The following is a 24,357-nucleotide window of genomic DNA, read 5'->3' as shown; positions in this document are numbered from 1 at the left end:
TGCGATGACTCCGGTGCTGGTGGTCGGCGCGGGCCCGGTCGGTCTCACCGCCGCGCTCCTGCTGGCCCGTGCGGGCGTGCCGACGATCGTGCTGGAGGCCGCCGAACGCCGCCAAGCCGTCGGCAGCCGGTCGATCTGCGTGCACCGGGACGTGCTGAACATCCTGGAACGCGTCGGCGTCGGCCAGGCCGTGGTCGACGCGGGCGTCACCTGGTACCGCGGCCGGACCTACTACCGCGACCGCGAAGTGCTCACCATCGAGCTGCCGCAGGCCGAGGGCTTCCCGCCGTTCGTCAACACCCCGCAGACCGTCGTCGAGCAGATCCTGCACGCGAAAGCCTGCCAGGAACCGCTGATCGACCTCCGCTACGGCCAGGAAGTCGTTGGCGTACGACAAACCGACCACGTCACAGTGCGCACACCGGACCGGACGTACGAGGGCACGCACTGCGTGGCCGCCGACGGCGCCCGCTCCACGGTCCGCGACCTGCTCGGCATCCCGTTCGACGGCCACTCGTTCGCCGACCGGTTCGTCATCGCCGACATCCGGGTGGACCTCGGCCACCCCGAGCCGGAACGCCGCTTCTACTTCGACCCGCCGTGGAACCCCGGCCGACAGGTTCTCGTGCACCCACAACCCGATGGTGTGCACCGCATCGACTGGCAGGTGCCGGAGGGGTTCGAGCTGACCGCGGACCACATCCGCGCCATCACCGGCGACCGTCCGTACGAAGTGCTGTGGCAGTCCACGTACCGCTTCCACCAGCGCCGGGCGTTCCGCTTCCGCTCGGGCAACGTGCTGCTGGCGGGCGACGCCGCGCACGTGATGAGCCCGTTCGGCGCGCGCGGCCTGAACTCCGGCATCTGCGACGCGGACAACGCGGCGTGGAAGATCGCCCTCGACCGCGCCGGTGACGCCGGCCCGTACCTGCTGGAGTCCTACCACCAGGAACGTGCCGCGGCCGCCGACGAGAACCTGCGCGTCACCGGCGAGACCATGCGCTTCCTGGTGCCGCGGACCGAAGCCGAACGCGCCCACCGCCGTCACGTCCTGGAGAACGGCCTGACCGACCGGATCGACTCGGGCCGGATGTTCGAGCCCTTCCCCTACCGCGACTCACCGCTGACCACCAACGGCGACGGCGAACTCCGCCCGCGAAGCCACCGCTACGGCCCGGACTTCACCGTCGAGGGCGACACCCTGATCCGCCCCGACGGCCACACCGCCGCCGTCGCCCCGGCCGACCTGGACCAAGCCCTGCGCCGGGCCAAGGGCTTCACCGTCGGCGGGGCGTGAGCGTGAACCCTTCCGGTTTCAGGGTCAGCATTTCCGCGACCCGCAGCTCGTAGTCCGGTGAGCCGACCAGGTCGTAGCGGCGCAGCAGCGTGCCCAGCGCCAACGTGGCTTCGTGCACCGCGAACTGCCGCCCGATGCACGCAGCGCGAGGTGCTTGGCGAACCGCGACTCGTCGGCCAGGTCGGCGGCCAGTTCCGCGCCGCCCACGAAGACGGTCTCCCGGTCCAGGAACCGCCGGGTGGAGATCGGCTCGAGCCCCCGTCCCAGTCGCATCGAGTCCTGCACCGGCGTGCGCCGGTCGATACCGACGACGTCACCGATGAACGGCACCCGCACTTGACTCAGGTGGTCGAGATCGTCGGCCAGGTCGCCGAGGCCACCCGGACCGACAGCGAGCGGATCGCACCCTACGAGCTCTACCTGCACGCCGGCCGCGACCCGGAACTCCGCGCCGCCGCCGCCGCCGAGTGCTTCGCCGCCTACGACAAGCTCGCCGCCACCGTGCTGACGTCCATCGGGGTGAAGGACGCCGACCAGGTCGCCAGTGCCGTGGTCGGCATGGTCATGGGCCTCAAACTCCGCGCCCTGGCCACCGGCTCCGGCACCGAAGACCTGGTCAACGGCCTGATGATGCTCGCCGAGGGGGCTCTCAAAGACTAATGCCGGTGAGAACCATGGTGCGTTCTTCGGTGAAGTCCTCCATCGCGGACCGCACGCCCTCGCGTCCGGTACCCGACCCCTTCACGCCGCCGTACGGCATCTGGTCGGCCCGGTAGGACGGCACGTCGCCGATGATCACACCGCCGACCTCAAGCTCCGCCGCCGCCTCGAACGCCACCGTCACGTCCCGCGTGAACACACCGGCCTGCAAGCCGTACTCCGTCGCGTTGGCCTGCTCGAACGCATCGGCCACCGAATCCACCACGGACACCGCCAACACCGGCCCGAACACCTCCTGGTGCCACAACCGCGCCTTCACCGGCACGTCCTGCACCACGGTCGGCTCCACCGACGTCCCGACGCGCCCGCCACCCACGTGCAGAACAGCGCCGGCAGCAACCGCCTCAGCCACCCACTCCTCCACCCGTCGCGCGTTGTCCTCGTCGATCAGCGGCCCGACCTCGACCTCGGGGTCGTGCGGGTCACCGGTCTTCAACGCCCGCACCGCGTCCACCAACTTCGGCACGAACGCCTCGGCCACGTCCCGGTGCACCAGCACCCGCTGCACCGCGATGCACGACTGACCGCCCTGGTAGTTGCCGAACGTCGCGATCCGAGAGGCGGCGAAATCCAAGTCCGGCCAGTCCGCGCACACGATCGCCGCCGAGTTCGACCCCAACTCCATCAGCACGTGCTTGCGCGGTGCCGAATCCGCCAACGACCAGCCGACCGTCGTCGACCCGGTGAACGAGATGACCGGCAACCGCTCATCGGTCACCAGTGACTTCATGTCCGAACCGCGCACCGGCAGCACGGAGAACGCACCCTCCGGCAGGTCCGTCTCCGCCAACAGCTCACCCAACAACAACGCCGACAACGGCGTGGCCGACGCGGGCTTCACGATCACCGGCGCACCTACCGCCAAAGCCGGCGCGACCTTGTGCGCGACCAGGTTCAACGGGAAGTTGAACGGCGCCACCGCCAACACCGGCCCACGCGGCACCCGCCGCACCACCGCCAACCGACCCTCACCGTTGGCATCGGTGTCCAGCCGTTGCAGGTCACCGGTGAACCGCCGAGCCTCCTCGGCCGCAAACCGAAACGTGTTCACCGCCCGCTGCACCTCGATGGCGGCCCACTTCAACGGCTTGCCGTTCTCAGCCGTGATGGTCTCCGCGATTTCCTCGGCCCGCTCGGCCAACGCCTGTGACACGTGCATCAGCGCAGTCGCCCGCACATGCGCCGGCGTGCGCCGAAACTCCTTGGCAACCGCCGCCGCCGCAGCGACAGCCCGTTCCACCTGCTCCGGCCCCGGCACCGCGACCGAGGCCACCTCGGTGCCGTCGAACGGATGGTGGACTGTGATGGCCTGCACGCCCTGCTCGGCGTGTCCGGCAATCCAACAAGGCCGTGGCTGCGGCGTGAACGCGTCCATAACCCCACACCGTATGCCCTGTGACATTGCCGCTGCTCCGCAGACGGCGGGCGAGGTCGCCTGGAAGTCGATCGACGCGACCTCGCGTGGTTCGACCTATCGATCTTGGAAGTGCGCCCGGACGTAATCCGCATGGCCCAGGTAATAGGTGTCGTGGCCCCCCTCCCGCTGCCGCCAGAACTCCGGGCGCTCGCGGATCATCGACACCATGTCGTCCAACCGGGCCAGCACCCGGCGGCCCATACCGTCCACCGGCATGCCGTAGGCAGCGCAGAACAACTTCGCACGCCGCCACTGGTCCGCCGGCGTGCCGAACTCCGGGGACAGCGGCACCAGGCAGTAGATCGTGTATGCGATATCCCACCATCGGGGCCCGGGCCGCGCGCCGTCGAAGTCGAACACGCCCACCGGCAGCCCGTCCCGGAACACCATGTTGTACGGCGCGAGATCGTTGTGGCAGATCACCTCGACGGGTGACAGCGCCGGGAACTGCCAGTCGTCGACCACGGACGCCAGTGCCGCCGACGCGTCGTGCAGCCGACGGGCCATCCGCGCCACCGCCACCAGCACCTCGTCGGTGCGCAGTTCGTCCGCCAGCGGCGGGTGGCCGACTTCACCTTCCAGGTACGACAACACCTCGCGCCCGCGGCCGTCCACTCCGTGCGCAACCGGCGCAATGCCAAGCGGCGCAAGGTGTTCCAGCAGGCGGTGTACGTTCGGGGTCCAGGGCCCGGTCGGCCGGCGCACGGTCGACCCGACCCGCACGACCTCGTTGAGCCCGCCTCCGGTGAGCACTTCCTCATCCACGCATGACATCCTTCACCTGCGCGGATCCGCCAGACGAGAGGTTTTTCCCCAGTGGCCGAGAGCAGCAACCGCCCTGTGCTGGTAGTCGACTTCGGCGCGCAGTACGCGCAGCTGATCGCCCGGCGAGTCCGGGAGGCGCAGGTCTACTCGGAAGTCGTCCCGCACACCACATCGGTGGCGGAGCTGCTGGAACGCGACCCCGCCGCCATCGTCCTGTCCGGCGGCCCGTCCAGCGTCTACGAGCCCGGCGCTCCCCAGGTGGACCCGAAGCTGTTCGACGTCGGCGTCCCGGTCTTCGGCATCTGCTACGGCTTCCAGGCCATGGCGGGCGCCCTGGGCGGCACGGTGGAGCACACCGGCACCCGTGAGTACGGCCGCACCGAGCTGGGCGTCCGACAGACAGGCGGCCTCCTGCACGAGGAGCTACCCGCCAACCACCCGGTGTGGATGAGCCACGGCGACTGCGTCACGAAGGCGCCCGAGGGCTTCACCGTGACGGCGACCAGCGAAGGCGCGCCGGTGGCCGCGTTCGAGGACACCGAACGCCGGTTCGCGGGCGTCCAGTACCACCCCGAGGTTGGGCACTCGCCGCACGGCCAAGAAGTCCTGCGCCGGTTCCTGCACGAGATCGCGGGCATCCGGCCGCAGTGGACGACGTCCTCGATCGTGGACGAGCAGGTGGCCCGGATCTCCGCGCAGATCGGCGACGGCAAGGCCATCTGCGGCCTGTCCGGCGGCGTCGACTCGGCGGTGGCCGCGGCCCTGGTCCAGCGCGCCATCGGTGACCGTCTGACCTGCGTGTTCGTCGACCACGGTCTCCTGCGCGCAGGTGAGCGCGCCCAGGTGGAGCGCGACTACGTGGCCGCGACGGGCGTGAACCTGGTCACCGTCGACGCCCGCGAGCGCTTCCTCAACGCACTCGCAGGCGTCACCGACCCCGAAGAAAAGCGCAAGATCATCGGCCGCGAGTTCATCCGGGTCTTCGAGCAGGCCGAACGCGACCTCAAGGCCGAGGGCGACTACCAGTTCCTGGTCCAGGGCACGCTCTACCCCGACGTGGTCGAGTCGGGCGGCGGCGCGGGCGCCGCGAACATCAAGAGCCACCACAACGTCGGCGGCCTGCCGGACGACCTCCAGTTCACCCTGGTCGAGCCGCTGCGCGCGCTGTTCAAGGACGAGGTCCGCCGGGTCGGCACCGAACTGGGCCTGCCGGAGACGATCGTGCAGCGCCAGCCGTTCCCCGGCCCCGGCCTGGGCATCCGGATCATCGGCGAGGTCACCGCGGAGCGCCTGGACATCCTGCGCAAGGCCGACGCCATCGCCCGCGAAGAGCTGACCAGCGCCGGCCTGGACCGCCAGATCTGGCAGTGCCCGGTGGTCCTCCTCGCCGACGTCCGCAGCGTGGGAGTGCAGGGTGACGGCCGCACCTACGGCCACCCCGTGGTGCTGCGCCCGGTGTCCAGCGAGGACGCCATGACCGCGGACTGGACCCGCCTGCCGTACGACGTGCTGGAGCGCATCTCGACCCGCATCACCAACGAGGTCAACGAGGTCAACCGGGTGGTCCTGGACGTGACGAGCAAGCCGCCGGGCACCATCGAATGGGAGTAGCAAATCCCCCGGAACACACGAAAGGCCCGTCCTCCAGGACGGGCCTTTCGCTTTCCGTTCCCCCGAACGTTCCCCCCAACCAACCTCCCCCCGTCTAACGGCGCCGCCGCGCGGACCCCGCCAGCAGCCCCAGTCCGATCACCATCGCCCCGCCGGCCAACGCCCACCTCAGGTCGAGGAAGTCCGGCCACGACGCCCCGTCGGAGAGCATGTAGGCGGCGGCGACCAGAGCCGCGACCCCGAACACCAGCCCCACCACGTCAACGCCCCGCTTCTCGACCGAATCCTGGTCAGCCACGACTCACCTCCACCTCTCCGACTTCGCTCCGCACATCCAGCTCGATCTTCAGCCCACCGGACCCGTCGGGACCGTCGTCGGTGACCTGCTCGCGCGCGCCCTTACCCTCGGACACCTTGTCCAGGCACCTCACCGAGCCGAGGTCGGCCCCGCACGTCACCGTCACATCCGCGTCGGCCGGCACCCTGACCTGGGCGCTCCCGAGCCCGACCTCGACCTTCGTGGTCACCGACCCCGAGTTCGGCAACCCGGTCAGGTCCAGGTCCACCTCGCCGAGCTTCACCGCGTACCGGGAATCGACCTGGTCCACCGATGTCGGCCGGGCCCAGTTGCTGCCGATCCGGTCGGACTCGACACTGTCGAAGTCGATCGATGTCAGCCCCACCCCGATCACCGACAACGGCACGACCAGCCAGATCAGCCCCCGCCCACCGCCGCGGAACGCGCCGAGCAGCATCCCCCCGCCCAGCACCGCGACCAGCAGGCCGAGGATGTGCCGGGCGTCGAACCAGTCCGAGTACTCCGCCGCCACCAGGGACGAGGCCAGCACCAGCAGGGCCACCCCGAACGTCGCCACCCCGACCCGCGACCTGCGGCGCACCGGCCGCGGCGCCACGACCACCGGCTCCGGCACCGCCCCGGGCTCCGGCAGATCCCACGCGAACGGCGCCGCGCCCAGCGGGTCCCACGCAGGCGGCGTCACCTGCCCGGTTGCCTGCTCATCCGTCGACACCGGCATCGTCCCCGCCGTAGACCCCACCGTCGTCCCCGTCGTAGACGCCGGTTCCCCCGCGGCGAAGGCCGGCACGTCCGGCCGGTTGAGCTGCCCGCGGTGGCGGTGCAGCAGGTAGACCGCACCCACCGACAGCAGCACCCCGCCGACCATGGTGAAGCCGCCGTCGATGAAGAAACCGGTCGCGGGCAGCACCGCCAGCCCGAGCAACACCGTCAACGCGGTCGGCGTCGAGCTGCGACCACGACCGATCAACGCCTCCGCGGCCGACACCTCGTCATCGGTCTGCGCGAGCAACAGCCAGCCCAGCAGGTAGATGAGCAGCCCGGCACCGTTGCACAGCGCCATGGCCACGAACGCCACCCGGACGATCACCGGGTCGATCTGGTACCGCTGTGCGATACCGGCGGCGACACCGGCGATCTTGCGACCGTCGTGAGGCCGCCTGGGCCGGCTGGCCCAGAAGTCCTTCAACGTCTCTTCGACGTTGGCTGCGCTGATGCTCCCGCTCACGACGACTAGCTTGCTCAAGCCGCGTCGAGAGCACATCGGGGACCCACCCTGAACCGAGCCTCGGGTGGAACCCTGATGACCTGCCCCCACGCGCGTGTGACCATCGAGAGGTGAGTGTGGAGACGAAGGCCGTCGAGCCGGTGCGCCGCAGGCGGACGGGTCGGGTGGTCGCGGGCGTGGCCGGCGGTGTCGCCGATCACCTCGGCATCGAGGTGTTCTGGGTGCGGGCGGCGTTCGCCGCGTTGACCGCGCTCAGCGGCGTCGGCGTGATCGCGTACGGCCTGCTGTGGCTGTTCGTGCCGCAACGCCCGGCCAGCGAACCGGAACAGCCGACGAACCCGAGGGAACGGCAGCAGGCGTTGGGCCTGGTCGCCCTGGGCATCGCCGCGGCCGTGCTGGCCGGTCTGGTCTCCGGCCCGGTGAGCGGCTGGATCGCCGGACCACTCGCGGTGGCCCTGGTGGGCGCGGCCGTGGTCTGGCGCGAGGCGGACGAAGCGCAGCGCCGCCGCTGGCGGGACGGTGCGAAGTTCGGCGTCCTCGGCGCCGGCCGCAGCGGGCTCGTGCGCGTGCTGGCCGGTGTAGCCCTGGTCGCCATCGGCATCGCCGTGCTGCTGGTCAACAGCTACGGCATCGACCAGCTCCGGTTCGCGCTGCTGGCCGTGGTCGCCACGCTGGGCGGTGTCGCGGTGCTCACCGTGCCGCTGTGGATCAAGCTGATCAACGACCTGGGCGAGGAGCGCCGGGTCCGCATCCGCACCGAGGAACGCGCCGAGATCGCCGCCCACCTGCACGACTCCGTGCTCCAGACCCTCGCCCTGATCCAGAAGCAGGCCGAGCAGCCGCGCGAGGTCAAGCGCCTGGCCCGCGGTCAGGAACGGCAGCTGCGGGAGTGGCTGTACGGGCGGATCGTGGAGGAGAACAGCGAGCCGACGACGATGTCCGCGGCGATCGCCAAGGCGGCCGGTGAGGTGGAGGACAGCTTCGCGCTGGCCGTGCAGCAGGTCGTGGTCGGCGACTGCGAGCTGGACCCGAACCTGTACGCGCTGGTGCAGGCGGCCCGTGAGGCGATGGTCAACGCGGCCAAGCACGCGGGCGTCGCCGAACTCAGCGTCTACGGCGAGGTGGAGCCCGAACGGGTGACGGTGTTCGTGCGCGACCGGGGCAAGGGCTTCGACCCGAAGGTGATCCCGGAGGACCGGCATGGCCTCGCCGACTCGATCGGGGGCAGGATGGACCGGCACGGCGGTGAAGTCCGGATCCGCACCAAGCTGGGTGAGGGCACCGAGGTGCAGCTGATGATGCCGAGGAAGACCGCAGACAAGCGAGAGACGGGGGCCAGGACATGACCGTTCGGGTGTTCCTGGTGGACGACCACGCGTTGTTCCGCGCCGGGGTGCGAGCCGAGCTGGACTCGATCACCGACCGGGTCGAGGTGGTCGGCGAGGCCGGTTCGGTCGGTGAGGCGGTCGCGGGTATCGGCCACCACCGCCCGGACGTGGTGCTGCTCGACGTGCACATGCCCGACGGCGGCGGCGCGGAGGTGCTGCGGCAGGTCCGCACGGCGCTGCCCGAGGTGGTGTTCCTGGCGCTGTCGGTGTCCGACGCGGCCGAGGACGTCATCGCGGTCATCCGCGCCGGTGCGCGGGGGTACGTGACGAAGACCATCTCCAGTCAGGAGTTGGTGGCCGCGGTGGTGCGGGTCTCGGAGGGCGACGCGGTGTTCAGTCCGCGGCTGGCCGGGTTCGTGCTGGACGCGTTCGCCGACCGGCCCGGCGCGGCGCCGATCAGTGATCCGGAACTGGACCTGCTGACCCCGCGTGAGCGGGACGTGCTGCGGCTGCTGGCGCGCGGTTACGCGTACAAGGAGATCGCGTCGGAGCTGTTCATCTCGGTGAAGACGGTCGAGACCCACGTGTCGAGCGTGCTGCGCAAGACGCAGCTGTCCAACCGGTACGAGCTGTCGCGCTGGGCCTCGGACCGAAGGCTCGTCTGAGCCGGGCCGCGCGCCTAGGGCAACGCCCTGGACTCGGTGATCCGCAGCCGGCCGTCGCCGGCCTCGACCACGAGCTGGTAGACCCCGGCCACCTCGGACGGGCCCTGCAGGAACGTCACCCGTGCCTGGACGATGAACCTTCTCGGGTGGGCCTCCACGGCCTCGAACTGGTCGGCGCGGACGTCGTCGTACTGCCCCCAGAACTCCTGGTACTCGGGGAACGCCTGGCGGTACGAGGTCGCCAGGTTCTCGTAGGCGACCTCCACGTTCTCCGGCAGCAGTTCGTAGTGGGAGCGCACCAGCGCCATGGCGTCGTCGGCCGTGTACGAGGGCGTGGCCACATGCGTGTGGGCGGCGTCGACGTCCTGACCCAGGTACCGGCTCAGGTTGAGTTCCGGCAGCAGGAACACGGCGGCGGCGACACCGGAGACGAGTAGGAACACGGCCGCCATGAGCACGGGCACCAGCCATCGGCGCCGCTTGCGCTCGACGGACGGCTTCGCCACCACCTCGACGGACGGCTTCGCCACCACCTCGACGGACGGCTTCGCCACCACCTCGACGGACGGCTTCGCCACCACCTCGACGGACGGCTTCGCCACCACCTCGACAGGCGGCTTGGCCAGCAACTCCACGGCCTGCGCCGCGGTCGGACGGACTTCGGGGTCGATGTCGAGCATCCTGGTCAGCAGTCCGGTGAGCTCACCCGATCCGGTGGGCGGCTCGATCCGGCCCGCCGCGGCCCGGTAGAGCAGGCCGAAGCTGTTGTCGCTCGCCCCGTACGGCGCCTGACCCTCGGTCGCCGCGTACAGCGTCGCCCCCAGGGAGAACACGTCGGAAGCCGTGTCCGGCTGCTCGCCGCGCGCCACCTCGGGCGCCAGGTACGCCGGGGTGCCGGTGATCATGCCGCTGCCGGTGAGCGTGCCGTCGCCCGCGGCCCGGGAGATGCCGAAATCGGTGAGCTTCACCGTGCCGTCGTGGCCGATGAGCACGTTGGACGGCTTCACGTCCCGGTGCACGATGCCCGCCGCGTGCGCCGCAGCCAGCGCGGCCGCGACCTGACCGCCGATCCGGGCCGTCTCGGCCGGGCTCAGCCTGCCCCGTTCGCCCAGCAGCCCGGCCAGGCTGTGCGAGGGCAGGTACTCCATGACCAGCCACGGCCGGTCGTTCTCCACCACCACGTCGAAGACCGCGACGGCGTTGGGGTGCTGGAGCCGTGCGGCGTTGCGCGCCTCGCGCATCGCCCGTGCCCCGGCCACCTCCGCCTCCTCGGCGGACAGCTCCGGCCCGCGCAGCTGCTTCACCGCCACCTCGCGGTCGAGCAGCTCGTCCCGCGCCCGCCAGACGACGCCCATGGCGCCGCTGCCGATCCGCTCGACCAGCGCGTACCGACCGCCTACCGTCCCCCCGGACTCCGTCACGCCCTGGAGGTTAGGCGATGAGGTCAGTTGGTCGAGACCAACTTGGCCAGCTCGCGGTCGAAGTCGATCCACAAGTCCTCCTCGCCGGGCTGGACCACGTCGTAGGTGAGGTCCAGGAATTCGGCGATGTACTCGGCGTCGGCGGACAGGATCGCGAAGCCCGTCGGGGCGTTCAGCTCCAGCAGGACCCGCTCCGGGTCGTCGGCGGCCGGCCGGACCAGGATGTCGCCCTCGCCGGACGGGGTCAGCAGGCCGTCGGCCAGCAGGTCCCGGGCGAAGATCCACTCGACCTTGCCCTGCCCGGTGTGGAACAGGACGGCGACCGCGTACGGGTCCTCCGGCTCGTAGTGGAGCTCGGCCTCCACCGGCGCCGGGGCCACGCCCGGGACGAGGAGGTGGAACGTCGTCGTGATGGTGATGCTCTCGTTGCTCATGGCTCGTGGGTTCCCTTCCAGAATCGTCCCTCTCATGTGAGGAGACGTCCGAGAGGGCGAATCGGGACGGGGTTCGCCTGAACACCACGCGATCGGGGGAGACCTGGGTCTCAAGACCACCCGTTTGCCCACGACCGCTGTCTCACTTGGCCGTACCGGTGAGTAACAGTGCGTTATGCCTGGTCACTTGAGCGTAGTCACCGGTACCGCGGCCACCGGCACGAACGCCGTCGCGGGCTGCTTGCGGGTCAGCGCGACGCCGACGAGCACCACCACCATGCCGATGACGATGCGGAGGTTGAGCGCCTCACCGAGGAACAGTGCGCCCAGCGATACCGAAACCACGGGCAGCAGGTAGCCGACCGTCGTGGCGCTGGTCGCGCCCTCGTCCTCCAGGATGCGGTAGTTCAGCACGAACGCGACGCCCGTCCCGAACACGCCCAGGATCGCCACGGCCACCAGCGGCGGCCAGGACAGGTGCACCGGCTGCGACCCGGCGATCGGCACCGCCACCGCCGTCATGCCCGCCGCGGCCACCAGTTGGGTCGAGGAGATCTGCATCGGGGTGAGGCCGCGCCCGGACACCATGCGGCCGATGTAGGTGTAGCTGACCGCGTACGACGCCGCGGCGGCCAGGCAGGCGAGCGCGCCCCAACTGGCCAGACCGGCCTGCTGCCAGGGCGCGAAGATGAGCAGCACGCCCGCGAAGCCGAGGACCAGGCCCACGATCCGCGCCGGGTTCCGCTGCCGCTCGGTGCCCAGGACCAGACCGATGCCCAGCGCCCACAGCGGCGTGGTGGAGTTGAGCACGCCCGCGACACCGGAGTCCACGGTCTGCTCACCCAGCGCGAACAGCGCGAACGGGAGCGCGGCGCCGAAGAACGCGGCCAGGCCCAGGTGCAGCCAGGACGCCTTGTCGCGGGGCAGCCGCTGCTTGCTCCAGTAGACCAGCGCGACCAGCACCAGCGCGCCGAGCGTGGTGCGGGTGAGCGTGATCTGGACCGGCGAGAGGCCGGTCAGGGCGATCTTGATCCACAGGAAGCTGGACCCCCAGAGCAGGGCCAGGACACCCATCCTGATCAGCGTGCCAGGCTTGTTCACGAGTCCACCTTGCGTGCTGCGAAGCATCAGGACAAGTGAATAGAACTGCAAGATACTTAAGCAGAGCTGTACGGTGACGGCATGTTGGACGTGCGACGCATGCAGGTGCTCCGGGCCGTGGTGACCACCGGCTCCATCACCGCGGCCGCGGTGAACCTCGGGTACACGCCCTCGGCCGTCAGCCAGCAGGTCTCGGCCTTGGAGAAGCAGGCGGGCCTGCCGCTGCTGGACCGGGTCGGGCGGGGCGTGCGGCCGACGGTGGCGGGCCGGCTGCTCACCGAGCACGCCGCGCACATCACCGACCGGCTGGTCGAGGCCGAGGCGGCGCTCGCCGACCTGCGCGCGGGCCGCACCGGGCGGCTGCGGGTGCGCTACTTCGCCACCGCGGGCGCGGCGCTCGTGCCGCCGGCCGTGGCCCTGTTCCGGGCCAAGCACGCCGACGTGCAGTTGGACCTCAAGCTGACCGAGCCGGACGACCCGATGGTGGAGATCGCGGCGGGACGCGCCGACGTGGCCATCGTGGTGCACCACCGGGGCAGCGAGCTGCCGCGCGGCGTGCAGATCGTGCACCTGCTCGACGACCCGTACCTGGCCGTGCTGCCGCGCGGCCACGAGCTGACCCGCAAACGGGTGCTCGACCTCGCCGACCTGGCGGAGGAGCAGTGGGTGGACGCCGTGGCGCCGCCCGGACCGTGCCGGGACATCGTGCTCAACGGCTGCGCGGGTGCCGGGTTCGCGCCCAACATCGTGGTGGAGGCCGACGACTACCCGACCGCACAGGGGTTCGTCGCGGCCGGGCTCGGCGTGACCATCGTGCCCAAGCTCAGCCTCGGCGTGATCCACCCCGGCGTGGTGGTCCGCAAGCTGCGCCACCCGGAGCCGACCAGGACCATCTGCGCCGCCATCCGCGAGGACGGCGTCGGCTCACCCGCCGTCATCACCCTGCTGGAGGCCTTGAAGTCCGCGACCGGCTAGGTCACGGCAGGCCCAGCGGTCACGGCTGGCCCAGCGGGTCTTCCTTGTCGATGAACAGGCTCTGGCCCTTCCAGGCCAGGCCGACCAGCTTGCGCTCGCTGGTGCGCGAGCCGTCCTTCATCTGGTAGCTGATCACGACGATGTACGCGTAGTCCGCGTTCTGGCTCACCTCGTCGAGGCTCACCGACTTCACCTGGTCCCACCGGCTCTTGTAGCCGGCGATCCCGCCGGACGCCGCCTTCATCTTGTCGCTGAGGCGGCTGAACCCGTCGTCCACGTTCTCCGGGAGCAGGCTGAAGTAGTCCCGGACCGTCTGTTCCTGCTGCTGCGGCGTCGGGTCGGCGGTGATCACCAACGGCGGGTTGGCCGACTTCTTCGACGGCGTCACCGACGCCTCACCACCCGCTTCCTGCGCGGTGGTCGACGTGGTCGGCCCGGTGGCCTGGTCGTCCGGGAGGTTGTCGCCGCCGGACAGCATGCTGGCCAGCAGGATGCCCACGACGGCCGCGCCCGCGATGGCGAGCGCGGTGACGGCCGCGGACCGCTTGCTCTTGATCGGTCCGCCCCTGGCGGCGAGCGGTCTCGATCGCCCGAGCGGGCGAGCGGGCGGCGGGTTGTTGTGGTTCATCTGCCGCTGCGGAGCCGGAGCCTGGGCCTGGGCCGGTACGGGCGCCACGCGGGTCGCGGCGTGCGGCGGGTTGTTCGGGGTGGCCGGGGTCACCGGGTTCAGCGCACGGGTCGCCGGGGCCTGCACGGGCGCGCCCTGCCACGACGGCGGATGCGATTTCGGCATCGACATCGGGAACTCGGGCGCGGCACGTCCCGCCGCCACCGCGGCCAACGCCTCGCGCGCCTCGGCCATGGTCGGCCGGTCCTCCGGCTCGGCGCGCAGCAGGCGCATCAGCAGCGCGGTCAGCGGACCGGCCTGCTTCGGCGGCACCACCTTGCCCGACGCGACCTGGTGCAGCAGCGCGATGGTGTTCTCGTTCAGGCCGAACGGCGGCGCGCCCTCGATCGCCGCGTACAGCGTCGAGCCCAGCGAGAACACGTCCGAGGGCGGGCCGGGGTCGTAACCCTTGGCCACCTCGGGCGCGAGGTAGGCGGGCGTGCCCGCGAGCATCCCGGTCGCGGTGACCGTGACGTCGCCGGTGGCCCGGGAGATGCCGAAGTCGGTGATCTTCACCGTGCCCTCGTTGCCGAGCAGGATGTTGCCCGGCTTGATGTCGCGGTGCACGATGCCCGCGTTGTGCGCGGCGGCGAGCGCCGAGGCGACCTGCGAGCCGATCGAGGCCACGTCACGTGGCGGCAGCGTGCCGCGCTCCGAGAGGGCCGTGGACAGGCTCTTGGACGGCAGGTACTCCATCACCAGCCACGGCTGGCCGTCGTCCTCGGCCACGTCGTACACCGCGATCGCGTGCGGGTGCTGGAGGCGGGCCGCGATCCGGCCCTCGCGCATCGCGCGGCGCTTCGCCTCGTCGGTGTCGGCTTCCGCCAGGCCCGGCTGGAGCAACAGCTGCTTGACGGCGACAGTCCGGTGCAGTCGCTCGTCGTGCGCCTGCCAGACGATGCCCATCGCACCGCTGCCGATCCGCTGGCCAAGTCGGTAGCGGCCGGCAACCAGGCGGCCATCGTCGCTCACGGCGTGCTCCCAGTAGCTGCTAAGGGTTCATTCAGTGGCGCACGACAACACGCCACCAGGACAAGAACGTTGCGTCACCCGAACGGGTTCGGCCCCCACCTTAACGAGGTCACGGATTCACGGTGGGCACGGAGGTCGTCGTAGTGGTCGTGGGCGTCGTCGTAGTGGTCGATGGCGTCGTCGTCGAAGGCGGTGGCGTCGTCGTGGTGGTCGTCGTCGTGGTGGTCGTAGTGGTCGTGGTGGTGGTCGGTTCCGGCTCTTCGGTCGTCGTCGGCACCACGGCTGTGGTTATCAACACAGACGGCGTGGTCGTGGTGGTCGGCACGACCGTCGAAGAACTCGACTCGGTCACGATCGGCGTGGTCGGGTTCTTCTCGCCGAACACGTCCAACCAGACCAGCAGGAAGCCGAACAGCAGCACCGCGCCCAGCACCACGGCGGCGATCACCAGCGGCCGGTTGTTGTTCGACGTCGGCGGCGGCGCGACGACCGGCGCGCTGCCGCTCGTCGTGCGCGGACCCGTCGTGCGCGGACCGGGCCGCACCACGCGGGTGCGGTCGGAGTCCAGGATGGTCGTGGCGCCGGCACCGGGGGCCATCACCGGCGGGAAGCCCGGCGAGCTGGCCGGCAGCAGACCGGTAAGGGTCGGGTTGCGGCCGTGCGCGACCGCGCTGAGCAGGTCGCGGGCCTGCGCCATGGTCGGCCGGTCGGCCGGGTTGTAGCTGAGGAACCGCATCAGCACGTCGGTCAACGGGTGGTCGACGGTCGGCGGGTTGATCCGGCCCGCCGCGACGGCGTGCAGCACGCCCAGGGTGTTCTCCGACAGCCCGAACGGCGGCTCGCCCTCGACCGCCGCGTAGAGCGTCGAGCCGAGCGAGAACACGTCCGAGGCGGCCGACGGGTCCTGGCCGCGGGCGATCTCCGGCGCCAAGTAGGCGGGCGTGCCCGCGATCAGGCCGGTCTTGGTGACCGTGACATCGTCGCTGGCCCGGGAGATGCCGAAGTCGGTGATCTTGACCAGGCCGTTGTCGGCGATCAGCACGTTGCCGGGCTTCACGTCCCGGTGCACGATCCCGGCCGCGTGCGCGGCGGCCAGCGCGGCGGCGGCCTGCATGCCGATCTGGGCCACCTCCAGCGGCTCCAGCGGGCCGTGCTCGGCCATCGTGTCGGCCAGGCTGTAGGACGGCAGGTACTCCATGACCAGGCACGGAGCGCCGTTCTCCTCCACCACGTCGTACACCGCGATGGCGTTGGGGTGGTGCAGCTTGGCGGCGATGCGGCCCTCGCGCATGGCGCGCTGGATCGCCTCGTCCTTCTCGGTGGCTTCCAGGCTCGGCTGCAGCAGCAGTTGCTTGATCGCCACGACGCGGCTCAGGCGCTCGTCGTAGGCGCGCCACACGACGCCCATCGCACCGCTGCCGATCCGGTCCAGGAATCGGTAGCGCTCGGCGATGACGCGATCGTCGTTGCTCACCGGACCACCTCGCTGGGGCGCTGCGTGACCGCGGCAAGGGCAGCAGGTCTCACGCTCGGGCTCCTCGTCGTGCGGATCGGTGCGCGGAACAGGCTAGGCCACCGCTCGCCCGCAGAGCCTACCCCGGCCGTGACTACGCCTTTCGAGCCGTTGCGCAGCTCACCCGAGCCGAGGGGTGACCGGGAAGGGATACCCGATGCGGGGCCGCGAGGGCACCCGTTCGCACGAAGATCACGATTTTTGCGGCCGAACGGCCCAATCGCCTGGTGAGGCATGTCCTCGGGCACTCCGAGTCGCGCACGCGGACAGCCCGAAGCCGCCACTCGGGCACCCCGAGTGGCCCGCCGGGGTCCGCGAGAGGTCAGTTGGCCGGAGCGAAGAAGTCGAACCCGCCGACGATCGGATCAAGAATCCCGCCCAGGTCGAGTTCCAGGCCGACCCCGGTGCCCGAGTCGCCGTCCTCGGCCGGAGGGGTGCTCGACGACGGGGGCGGGGTGGACGACGACGCCGGCGGCGTGGTCGTGCTCGGTGCCGGCGTCGTGGTGGTCGTGCTCGGCGCCGGGGTCGTCGTCTCCGGGTTGCTGCTCGGGGCCGGCTCCTGCGTCGACGGCGCCTGCTGCTGCGTCGTGGTCGTCGTCGGCTGCGTGGCGGGCCGCTGCGTCCGCTGGTCCGTCGTCCGCTCGGGCGTCGTCGTGGTGGTCTCGGTCGTCGTCTGCTGCTGCGGCGCCTGCTGCTGGGCAGCGGCGGCGCCGAGGTCCTTGGTGAGCGTGTTGGTGGCCCGCGCCGCCGCACGGGCGTCGAAACGCACCTCGGCCGGCGGCAGCTCGTCCGGGGACGACAACAGGTTCGTCGCGGTGAACGTCACAGCGCCGGCGAGCACCACGCCACCACTGGCCATCGCGACGAGCTTCGGCACGGAGAACCCGCCGCCGCCGCGCTCTTCCTCACCGGCGCGCCCCTCACGGCGCAGCAACTCGGTGATGTGCAACTCGCGGCCCGACAGGTTCGTCGTGCTCGCCGCCCCGGCAGCCAGACTGGCCACCGAGAAGCGCACGGTCTCCTCGTCGTCGTTGATCCGCTCGGTCGTCCGATTGCGGGCTCCGTCGGCGGTGATCCGCGGGATGGGCTGCGTCTCCGCCTCGCGCCTGGCGAGCAGGTCGGCGACCGACAGCTTGGCCGTCGAGCCATCCTGTCGACGGCGTTTGTCGTCGTTCGACACCGCTGGACACCTTTCCCGGGGAGTGCACTGCGCTACTGACCGGGATCATGGATACCGAATCGTGACCGTTTTTGTAACCCCTTTGGCCGAAGTTTCCTTAGTGATCACGTGAAAGATCCACGCTTAGTCAGGTTCTCGCCATGATCGCTACGGAGAGTCAACTGCGTTGGGCCGATAGGATTTCGGTGCCGACGATCCGCGGGACGGTCGTGTCGGTCAACCAGAAAGCCTGTTCAACCCGCATCCACCGACCGGTGCGCTCCTGCATCGACACCACCGCCAGCACCGCGCCGTCCGGTCGCAGCGTGGTCGACTCGATCGTGATCGCCTGCACCTGACCCCAGGACGCGACGAAATCGCGCGCGTCGCCGCCGAGGAGTTCCGGCGACAGCAACCGGGACGCGTCCGCGGGTTTGGCCGGCAGCAGCTCGAAGAACCGCCGGACCACGTCCACCTGTGGTTTCGGTCCGACGGTCAGGGTGGGCGGCGGGACCATGACGGGCGCCTCCGGTGGCACGTCGGCGGCCAGTGGCGCGGCCTGCCTGCCCGCGCCGGGAGCCTGGTCGAGCCGCCCTCCGCCCAGTTCCGACGACAGCACGTCCGGCCGCAGCGCGGACGACCCGCTGATCGACACGGGCGCGTCGGCGCGCGGCTGGTCGGGACCGCCGGGGCGGTTCCCCACCAGGATCGAGGCGGCCGCGACGGCCGCGAACAGCACGATCGCCCCGGTGGCCACACCGGCGAGCTTCGCCGCCCGGTTGGACGGCGGCCTGGTCGCGGGCTCGGGCTCCGCACCCAGGAGGTCGACCACCAGACCGTGGGTGGCCGCCTGCTCGCGGGACGGGATTCGCACTGGTGTCGGCTGTTTCCGGATCAGTTCGGCCACCGAGACCGAACCCGCGCGGTTGTGCCTGCGACCGCTCGTCGTAGGGCGCTGCACTGGCGACTCCCTCATCGTGTCGTCGCCAAGACTCGTACCGTGCGCGGCGGACGAGAATCCAGCTCAGCGCAGGACTTCACTCGTTCGTGGCGACCAGTGGTCAAAGTGGTCGCTCGAACGGGCGAAGGACTACGGACAGGCGTATCGCGTGTGTTCGGGCTCGGGCGTGCGCGGACCGTGCCTAGGCGGTGCCTAGGCGCCGTCTGCGGGCCGTTCGTCGTCGATCAGCGGCACGCCGACGGTGGTGAACACCAGCTCACGCTTCTCGGTGGTGGTGGATCCGTCCTTGCGGGTGACCTGCAAGGTGCTCACCGTGATGCCCTTCGCCGGGTCCACGCTGATCTCCGTCACCTCGATCAGCGCCACGTCGGCGAACCGCTCCAGCAGCGCCTCGCCGGTGGACTGGAACTCGTCGGAGACCATGGTCAACGCGAAGTCCGTGTCCGTCGCCACCTCTTCGTAGAACAGCTCCGTGTTCATCGCCATCGCCTCGGCGTCGACGACCGGCTGCGACTGCGCGGGAACCGTCGTGACGTGCGGAGCCGTCGTGGGGCCCGCCGCGCCGATGGTCGTGGGCCCGGTCGAGGAGTCGCCGTCCGGGGCCGCGGTGTGGCCACCGGCGTCGGTGGGCGCGAACAGACCGTCCGACACGGCCTCGGCCTTCTTGCGGCCCGCCGTGGTCGTCGGCGGTCCGCTGGTGGCGAAACGGGTGAGCAGCGGCACGTCCGTCGGGTAGCCCGGCATCCCGATCCGCTCGACCGGGTTGTTCGAGCCGACCAGCTCGGCCGCCGCGATGGCCAGGCCCACCAGGACGCCCGCCGAGGACAGCACCGCGAACCACGCGGCCCGCTTCCACGTCCGGGGCGGCGTCACCGACGCGGGCACCAGGCCGATGTTGAACTTGCGCAGACCCATCGCGTCGGTGTCGACGTACGGGTCGCGCGGAGGTGGCTGTGCGGGCAGCGGCCGCACCACCGCGCGTTCGTGCGGCGTGTGCTCCAACTCACCGCCCATGGGCAGCCAGATCGCCGCCCCGTCCTCCAGCCGATGCCGGCCCGACTGTTCCGGTTCCCCGATGTCCATGCTGTGCAGACCCCTCCAGCCCCTCGGCCTGACGGCCCTCGCGGCCTGATTCACCTTGTTGGCTCAAGCTCGTGGGTTTGGGCTTGAGCCGCGCGGGGAATAGGGGGTGGGACGCCGAGGACCCCGCAACTACCTCAGGGTAGGTGCAGGGTCCTCGTTGAGCTGCGCAAATCAGCCTTGTGATACCTAGCGACACACAGAAGAGTGAACCCGCTAGCTGCCGCTGTTCAGCCGCTTCCGGGTGCCCTGGAGGGCGTTGGTGGCGGCCAGACCGGCGCCGCCGGCGATCAGCGCGCCGATGATGTCGCCGGAGGTGCCCGTGCCCGACGTGATCAGCAGACCCACCAGCGCGATGATCGTCGTCACCCCGGCGAGGGTCCACCTGCTGCGCACGTACTGCGCGATGGGCGCGCCAGCGGCGCGCTTGGACTTGGCGGCGGAACCGAGCATCGCGAGGTAGCCGTCGTGCGCCAGCGCGGCGAGGACTCCCAGGATCGCGATGAGTCCCGTGATGAGACCGATGACCATGTCACCAGTGTGCACCCGGTCAAACCCGCTGGACCATCCGTGATCGCCCTGATATGCCCCTGGTGTGGAGGTTTTCTGGCACGACGCCTGCCTGGAGCACGACACCGGCACGGGCCTGTGGGAGCTGCCCGGCCGGTGGGACTGGCTCGACGTGGCCGAACCGCACCCGGAGAACGCGGCCCGGCTGCGGACCTTCCGGCACGCCCTGGAGCACGGACCGGTCGCCCCGCACTTGTCGTGGTCGACCGGCCGGTTCGCCACCGACGAGGAGTTGGGCCGCGTCCACGCGCGGTCCTACCTGGACGACCTCCGCGTGGCGTGCGAGCGGCGCACCGCCGTCGAGGTGAACACGGTCGTCGGCCCCGGCTCGTGGGACGCGATCCGGGCTGCCGCCGGCACCGCGCTGGCCGCGTACGAGGCCGTCGCAGCCGGTCGCACCCGCCTGGCGTACGCCCTGGTCCGCCCGCCCGGCCACCACGCCCAGCCGACCGTGCCGGACGGGTACTGCCTGGTCAACAACGCCGCGCTGGTCGCCGAGACGGCCCGTCGCGCGGGCCGCCGACCTGCCGTCCTGGACTGGGACGTGCACCACGGCAACGGCACCCAGGAGGTCTTCCGGGATACGCCTGGTGTGCTCACCATCTCGGTGCACATGCGGCACGGTCCGTGGGGCGTCAACCACGCCCAGACCGGCGCGCCGGCCGAGTCCGGCGCGTCCAACATCAACGTCGAGCTGTCCCTCGGCGCGGGCGACGGCGCCTACCGGCGTGCGTTGACGGAGATCGCGTTCCCGGCGCTGACCGAGTTCGGCGCGGACTTCCTGGTCTGCGCCTCCGGGTTCGACGGGTCCGCGTTCGACCCCAACGGCAGGCACAACCTCACCGCGGCCGGCTACCGCGCCATCGGCCGGGCCGTGTCGGAACTCGGCCTGCCGACCGTGCTCACCCAGGAGGGCGGCTACCTGCGCGGCTACTCGGCGTTGTGCCTGCACGCCTTGGCGGAGGGCCTGCTCGGCCTGGACCTGCTGGAGGACCCGCTGGCCTACGTGCCGGACGACACCCAACTGGTGGACGTGGACCTGGCCCGGACCAAGTCCACGCTCACCACCTGGAAGTTTGCTCGTGTTTAATTGCCGCTGCTCCGCAGACGGCGGCTCGGTCGCCTGGCTGTAGTCAATTGCGCCGCTCCGCGGCTGGGCAGGTCGTTCGCGCCTCATTTTCCGACGATCGAAGAGCGTGATCGCCGGAAAATGAGTCACGAACGACCGACGCGACCTCGCGGGTTGGCCATGTCACCGCCCGAGGGGGCCGCGGCCTAGTTTCAGCAGGATCATGGCCAGGTCCCGACCCTCGGGGCCGAGCTCCTTGTACCTGTTGATCACGTCGATCTCGCGGTTGTGCACGATCCGCGTGCCGCCGGCGGCCATCCGCGCCGCGCCGATGATCTTGGAGACTTCGACCCGGCGCTTGACCAGCCGCAGCAGCTCGGCGTCCAGGTGGTCGATCTCCTGGCGCAACGCGTCGATGTCCGGGGCGGTATCGGTGCTGTTCATCGTGACGACCTCTCGACTCTGGTGGGAGTCCCAGCCCTGGCGGCAGCGAAGCCCCGGGGTCCGAGGACTCCGGGGCTTCGTGGTGTCTTGGTCTGCGCTAGCGACCCACGGGAGCCGGAGTCCGGTTCCCGTAGAAAAAGTCGAAGTGGGCCATGCGCACCGGTTCATGATGCCACAGACGCGGACTGTCGGGGGCTACCGGTAACGTGAACAGGCGATGAGCGCCTTGTTCGACTTGCCCACAAGTCCCCCCGCCTCCCGGTCCGCGCGGCTGCTCGAAGACCTCAACCCGTCCCAGCGCCGGGCCGTCGAGCACTCGGGCGCGCCGTTGCTGGTCGTAGCGGGTGCGGGCTCGGGCAAGACGCGCGTGCTCACCCGTCGGATCGCCTACTTGCTCGCCGAGCGCCAGGTCCACCCCGGCGAGGTCATGGCGATCACCTTCACCAACAAGGCCGCCGCCGAGATGAAGGAACGCGTGGCCGACCTCGTCGGCGCGCGGGCCCGTTCGATGTGGGTGTCCACGTTCCACTCGATGTGCGTGCGGGTCATGCGCCGCGAGGCCAAGACCCTCGGCATGTCGTCCAACTTCTCGATCTACGACTCCGACGACACCCGCCGGCTGATCACGCTGGTGGCCCGCGACCTCGACCTGGACCCGAAGCGCTACCCGGCGCGCACGCTGGCGATCCACATCTCGAACTTGAAGAACGAACTGGTCGACGTCCCCACCGCGAAGGAGCGGGCGTCCAACGACCTGGAGCGCCGCGTCGCCGAGGTCTACGAGAGCTACCAGCGCCGGCTCGGCGAGTCGAACTCGCTGGACTTCGACGACCTGATCATGCGGACCGTCGAGCTGCTGCAGAACCACCCGGACGTGGCCGAGCACTACCACCGCCGGTTCCGGCACGTGCTGGTCGACGAGTACCAGGACACCAACCACGCCCAGTACACGCTGGTCCGCGAGCTGATCGGGACCGGCAAGGACGGCGTGCCGCCGGGCGAGCTGTGCGTGGTGGGCGACGCGGACCAGTCGATCTACGCCTTCCGCGGCGCGACGATCCGCAACATCGTGGAGTTCGAGCGCGACTACCCGCAGGCCACCACGATCCTGCTGGAGCAGAACTACCGGTCCACCCAGACCATCCTGAGCGCCGCGAACGCGGTCATCTCGCGCAACCCCGACCGCCGGGACAAGCGGCTGTGGAGCGACCTGGGCGACGGCGAGAAGATCGTCGGCTACGTCGCGGACAACGAGCACGACGAGGCGGCGTTCGTCGCGGGCGAGATCGACCGGCTGGTCGACGGCGGCGAGGCCAACAACGGCGAGATCGCCGTGTTCTACCGGACCAACAACCAGTCGCGCGTGTTCGAGGAGATCTTCATCCGCCTCGGCCTGCCCTACCGGGTGGTCGGCGGCGTCCGGTTCTACGAGCGGCGCGAGGTGCGGGACGCGTTGGCGTACCTGCGGGCGCTGTCCAACCCGAACGACACGGTGTCGTTGCGGCGCATCCTCAACGTGCCCAAGCGCGGTATCGGCGACCGCGCGGAGGCGTGCGTGTCCACGTACGCCGAGCGGGAGCGGATCAGCTTCGCGGCGGCGCTGCGGGACGCGGTGGCGGGCAAGGTGCCGCTGCTCAACCCGCGGTCGCGCAACGCGATCGTCGGGTTCGTCGAGCTGATGGACGAGCTGGGCGTGCTGGTCGACCGCGGCGACGACGTGGCCGACATCCTGGAGGCGGTGCTGGAGAAGACCGCCTACCGGGCCGAGTTGGAGGCCAGCGAGGACCCGCAGGACCACACCCGGGTGGAGAACCTGAACGAGCTGGTCACGGTGGCCCGCGAGTTCACCGATCTCGGCTCGGCGGCACCGGTGCCCGACGAGGCGGTATCCCTGGACGACGGCGGGCTGCCCGCGGAGGGTTCGCTGGCGGCGTTCCTGGAGCGGGTGTCGCTGGTCGCGGACGCCGACTCGGTGCCGGACGCGGAGTCCGACGGCGTGGTCACGCTGATGACGCTGCACACCGCCAAGGGGCTGGAGTACCCGGTGGTGTTCTGCACGGGCTGGGAGGACGGCGTCTTCCCGCACATGCGGGCGCTGGGCGACCCGACGGAGCTGGCCGAGGAACGGCGGCTCGCCTACGTGGGCATCACCCGGGCCCGGCAGCGGCTGTACCTGTCGCGGGCGCTGGTGCGCTCGGCGTGGGGCCAGCCGTCCGCGAACCCGGCGTCGCGGTTCCTGGACGAGATCCCGGCCGACCTGGTCGAGTGGCGGCGGGTGGAGCCGAAGCGCTCCGCGCCGTCCGCGCCGACGTCGTGGGGCCGCGGGTCGTCCTCGCCGCGTCCGGCGCCGACGAACACGGCCTGGAAGGACACGCCCGCGGTGAAGCTGGACGTGGGCGACCGGGTGAGCCACGACAAGTACGGGCTCGGTCGGGTGGTGGCCGTGGACGGCTCAGGGCCCCGTGCGACCGCCACGATCGATTTCGGCGGCGCGGGAACCGTGCGGCTGATGCTCATCGGCGGCGTGCCGCTGGTGAAGCTCTGAGGGGCGCTCAGCCGTAGTTCGTCGTTCGACGGGCCTTCGGGTCTTCAGCTTTCTTGCATGTGCATGCATCTCCGACCACAATACGAGGTCGTGGACGAA

General features: G+C 70.7%; 22 protein-coding genes and 1 pseudogene. 8 read left to right on the top strand and 15 right to left on the bottom strand.

Features of this window, described 5'->3' with window-relative positions:
- Window positions 1–4 precede the first annotated feature (4 nt).
- The gene (locus ALI22I_RS36380; protein WP_083752252.1) at window positions 5–1,297 is read left to right on the top strand and encodes an FAD-dependent monooxygenase; all 1,293 of its coding nucleotides are present in this window, start codon (window positions 5–7) and stop codon (window positions 1,295–1,297) included.
- On the opposite strand, the gene ALI22I_RS49910 is transcribed toward ALI22I_RS36380, so the two are convergent.
- Window positions 1,278–1,415, bottom strand: a complete 138-nt coding sequence (locus ALI22I_RS49910; protein WP_202971146.1) for a hypothetical protein — start codon at window positions 1,413–1,415, stop codon at window positions 1,278–1,280. The genes ALI22I_RS36380 and ALI22I_RS49910 overlap by 20 nt on opposite strands.
- A 227-nt stretch (window positions 1,416–1,642) precedes the next feature.
- Here ALI22I_RS49910 and ALI22I_RS54100 point away from each other — a divergent pair, with 227 nt between their 5' ends.
- Window positions 1,643–1,957: a hypothetical protein gene (locus ALI22I_RS54100; protein WP_238598752.1), complete on the top strand. Its 315-nt coding sequence runs from the start codon at window positions 1,643–1,645 to the stop codon at window positions 1,955–1,957.
- Here the strand turns inward: ALI22I_RS54100 and ALI22I_RS36370 are convergent.
- Together ALI22I_RS36370 and ALI22I_RS36365 are read right to left on the bottom strand one after the other, a co-directional pair.
- A complete protein-coding gene (locus ALI22I_RS36370; RefSeq protein ID WP_077010046.1) occupies window positions 1,947–3,392 on the bottom strand; it encodes an aldehyde dehydrogenase family protein in 1,446 nt (481 codons plus the stop codon). The two genes, ALI22I_RS54100 and ALI22I_RS36370, sit on opposite strands and share 11 nt — an antisense overlap.
- Window positions 3,393–3,488: 96 nt before the next feature.
- Entirely contained in the window at window positions 3,489–4,199 is a 711-nt protein-coding gene (locus ALI22I_RS36365; RefSeq protein WP_202971144.1) for a phosphotransferase, read from the bottom strand.
- Window positions 4,200–4,250: 51 nt separating this feature from the next.
- On the opposite strand from ALI22I_RS36365, the gene guaA reads away from it, so the two are divergent.
- Window positions 4,251–5,810 (top strand): glutamine-hydrolyzing GMP synthase, encoded by a 1,560-nt coding sequence (guaA, locus tag ALI22I_RS36360; protein WP_077010044.1) that lies wholly within the window; start codon window positions 4,251–4,253, stop codon window positions 5,808–5,810.
- A 94-nt stretch (window positions 5,811–5,904) separates the two neighbouring features.
- Here the strand turns inward: guaA and ALI22I_RS36355 are convergent, their stop codons facing one another.
- Together ALI22I_RS36355 and ALI22I_RS36350 are read right to left on the bottom strand one after the other, a co-directional pair.
- Window positions 5,905–6,108, bottom strand: a complete 204-nt coding sequence (locus ALI22I_RS36355) for a hypothetical protein (protein WP_077010043.1) — start codon at window positions 6,106–6,108, stop codon at window positions 5,905–5,907.
- Entirely contained in the window at window positions 6,101–7,354 is a 1,254-nt protein-coding gene (locus tag ALI22I_RS36350; RefSeq protein WP_238598739.1) for a PspC domain-containing protein, read from the bottom strand. Before ALI22I_RS36350 ends, ALI22I_RS36355 begins: the two co-directional genes overlap by 8 nt.
- A 110-nt stretch (window positions 7,355–7,464) precedes the next feature.
- Between ALI22I_RS36350 and ALI22I_RS36345 the strand changes: the two genes are divergently transcribed.
- Both ALI22I_RS36345 and ALI22I_RS36340 read left to right on the top strand, forming a co-directional pair.
- Window positions 7,465–8,700: an ATP-binding protein gene (locus ALI22I_RS36345; protein ID WP_077010041.1), complete on the top strand. Its 1,236-nt coding sequence runs from the start codon at window positions 7,465–7,467 to the stop codon at window positions 8,698–8,700.
- Window positions 8,697–9,347: a response regulator gene (locus ALI22I_RS36340; protein ID WP_077010040.1), complete on the top strand. Its 651-nt coding sequence runs from the start codon at window positions 8,697–8,699 to the stop codon at window positions 9,345–9,347. The genes ALI22I_RS36345 and ALI22I_RS36340 overlap by 4 nt, the downstream gene beginning before the upstream one ends.
- 14 nt (window positions 9,348–9,361) lie before the next feature.
- On the opposite strand, the gene ALI22I_RS49905 is transcribed toward ALI22I_RS36340, so the two are convergent.
- The 3 genes from ALI22I_RS49905 to ALI22I_RS36325 form a co-directional block, all read right to left on the bottom strand.
- Complete coding sequence (locus tag ALI22I_RS49905; RefSeq protein ID WP_077010039.1) at window positions 9,362–10,768, bottom strand: serine/threonine-protein kinase; 1,407 nt, start codon at window positions 10,766–10,768, stop codon at window positions 9,362–9,364.
- Window positions 10,769–10,791: 23 nt separating this feature from the next.
- Window positions 10,792–11,202: an SsgA family sporulation/cell division regulator gene (locus tag ALI22I_RS36330; protein WP_077010038.1), complete on the bottom strand. Its 411-nt coding sequence runs from the start codon at window positions 11,200–11,202 to the stop codon at window positions 10,792–10,794.
- A gap of 183 nt (window positions 11,203–11,385) precedes the next feature.
- The gene (locus tag ALI22I_RS36325; protein WP_077010186.1) at window positions 11,386–12,276 is read right to left on the bottom strand and encodes a DMT family transporter; all 891 of its coding nucleotides are present in this window, start codon (window positions 12,274–12,276) and stop codon (window positions 11,386–11,388) included.
- 108 nt (window positions 12,277–12,384) lie between these two features.
- Here ALI22I_RS36325 and ALI22I_RS36320 point away from each other — a divergent pair, with 108 nt between their 5' ends.
- The gene (locus ALI22I_RS36320; protein WP_077010037.1) at window positions 12,385–13,278 is read left to right on the top strand and encodes a LysR family transcriptional regulator; all 894 of its coding nucleotides are present in this window, start codon (window positions 12,385–12,387) and stop codon (window positions 13,276–13,278) included.
- Window positions 13,279–13,297: 19 nt separating this feature from the next.
- Here ALI22I_RS36320 and ALI22I_RS36315 read toward each other — a convergent pair whose 3' ends face one another.
- The 6 genes from ALI22I_RS36315 to ALI22I_RS36290 form a co-directional block, all read right to left on the bottom strand.
- The gene (locus ALI22I_RS36315) at window positions 13,298–14,917 is read right to left on the bottom strand and encodes a serine/threonine-protein kinase (protein ID WP_077010036.1); all 1,620 of its coding nucleotides are present in this window, start codon (window positions 14,915–14,917) and stop codon (window positions 13,298–13,300) included.
- 109 nt (window positions 14,918–15,026) lie between these two features.
- Window positions 15,027–16,391: a serine/threonine-protein kinase gene (locus tag ALI22I_RS36310; RefSeq protein ID WP_077010035.1), complete on the bottom strand. Its 1,365-nt coding sequence runs from the start codon at window positions 16,389–16,391 to the stop codon at window positions 15,027–15,029.
- A 361-nt stretch (window positions 16,392–16,752) separates the two neighbouring features.
- Complete coding sequence (locus ALI22I_RS36305) at window positions 16,753–17,610, bottom strand: hypothetical protein (protein WP_077010034.1); 858 nt, start codon at window positions 17,608–17,610, stop codon at window positions 16,753–16,755.
- 157 nt (window positions 17,611–17,767) lie between these two features.
- On the bottom strand, window positions 17,768–18,550 hold the full coding sequence (locus tag ALI22I_RS36300; RefSeq protein WP_143532621.1) for a hypothetical protein: 783 nt from the start codon (window positions 18,548–18,550) through the stop codon (window positions 17,768–17,770).
- Window positions 18,551–18,742: 192 nt separating this feature from the next.
- Window positions 18,743–19,633: a hypothetical protein gene (locus tag ALI22I_RS36295; protein WP_077010032.1), complete on the bottom strand. Its 891-nt coding sequence runs from the start codon at window positions 19,631–19,633 to the stop codon at window positions 18,743–18,745.
- 213 nt (window positions 19,634–19,846) lie between these two features.
- Window positions 19,847–20,161, bottom strand: coding sequence for a hypothetical protein (locus tag ALI22I_RS36290; RefSeq protein WP_077010031.1), 315 nt, complete (start codon window positions 20,159–20,161; stop codon window positions 19,847–19,849).
- A 64-nt stretch (window positions 20,162–20,225) separates the two neighbouring features.
- Between ALI22I_RS36290 and ALI22I_RS36285 the strand changes: the two genes are divergently transcribed.
- Window positions 20,226–21,290: a histone deacetylase gene (locus tag ALI22I_RS36285; protein WP_077010030.1), complete on the top strand. Its 1,065-nt coding sequence runs from the start codon at window positions 20,226–20,228 to the stop codon at window positions 21,288–21,290.
- 162 nt (window positions 21,291–21,452) lie between these two features.
- On the opposite strand, the pseudogene ALI22I_RS54885 reads toward ALI22I_RS36285, so the two are convergent.
- Window positions 21,453–21,743: pseudogene (locus tag ALI22I_RS54885) on the bottom strand (chorismate mutase); the annotation flags it as partial.
- Window positions 21,744–21,930: 187 nt separating this feature from the next.
- Here ALI22I_RS54885 and pcrA point away from each other — a divergent pair.
- Window positions 21,931–24,258 carry a DNA helicase PcrA gene (gene pcrA / locus ALI22I_RS36275; RefSeq protein WP_077010028.1) on the top strand — a complete coding sequence of 776 codons (2,328 nt, stop codon included), beginning with the start codon at window positions 21,931–21,933 and terminating at the stop codon, window positions 24,256–24,258.
- The last annotated feature ends 99 nt before the right edge of the window (window positions 24,259–24,357 follow it).

This window comes from Saccharothrix sp. ALI-22-I, from assembly GCF_001984175.1.
Lineage (GTDB): Bacteria > Actinomycetota > Actinomycetes > Mycobacteriales > Pseudonocardiaceae > Actinosynnema.
The sequence above is the reverse complement of the archived record's forward strand: the minus strand, read 5'-3'. Positions and strand labels throughout refer to the sequence as shown.

What these genes read in the sequence shown, in the direction of transcription:
- ALI22I_RS36320 (WP_077010037.1), top strand. Translation starts at nt 12,385, where the DNA reads ATGTTGGACGTGCGACGCATGCAGGTGCTCCGGGCCGTGGTGACCACC.
- ALI22I_RS36340 (WP_077010040.1), top strand. Translation starts at nt 8,697, where the DNA reads ATGACCGTTCGGGTGTTCCTGGTGGACGACCACGCGTTGTTCCGCGCC.
- pcrA (WP_077010028.1), top strand. Translation starts at nt 21,931, where the DNA reads ATGAGCGCCTTGTTCGACTTGCCCACAAGTCCCCCCGCCTCCCGGTCC.
- ALI22I_RS36330 (WP_077010038.1), bottom strand. Translation starts at nt 11,202, where the DNA reads ATGAGCAACGAGAGCATCACCATCACGACGACGTTCCACCTCCTCGTC.
- ALI22I_RS36370 (WP_077010046.1), bottom strand. Translation starts at nt 3,392, where the DNA reads ATGGACGCGTTCACGCCGCAGCCACGGCCTTGTTGGATTGCCGGACAC.
- ALI22I_RS36295 (WP_077010032.1), bottom strand. Translation starts at nt 19,633, where the DNA reads ATGGACATCGGGGAACCGGAACAGTCGGGCCGGCATCGGCTGGAGGAC.
- ALI22I_RS36325 (WP_077010186.1), bottom strand. Translation starts at nt 12,276, where the DNA reads ATGGGTGTCCTGGCCCTGCTCTGGGGGTCCAGCTTCCTGTGGATCAAG.
- ALI22I_RS36380 (WP_083752252.1), top strand. Translation starts at nt 5, where the DNA reads ATGACTCCGGTGCTGGTGGTCGGCGCGGGCCCGGTCGGTCTCACCGCC.
- ALI22I_RS36290 (WP_077010031.1), bottom strand. Translation starts at nt 20,161, where the DNA reads ATGGTCATCGGTCTCATCACGGGACTCATCGCGATCCTGGGAGTCCTC.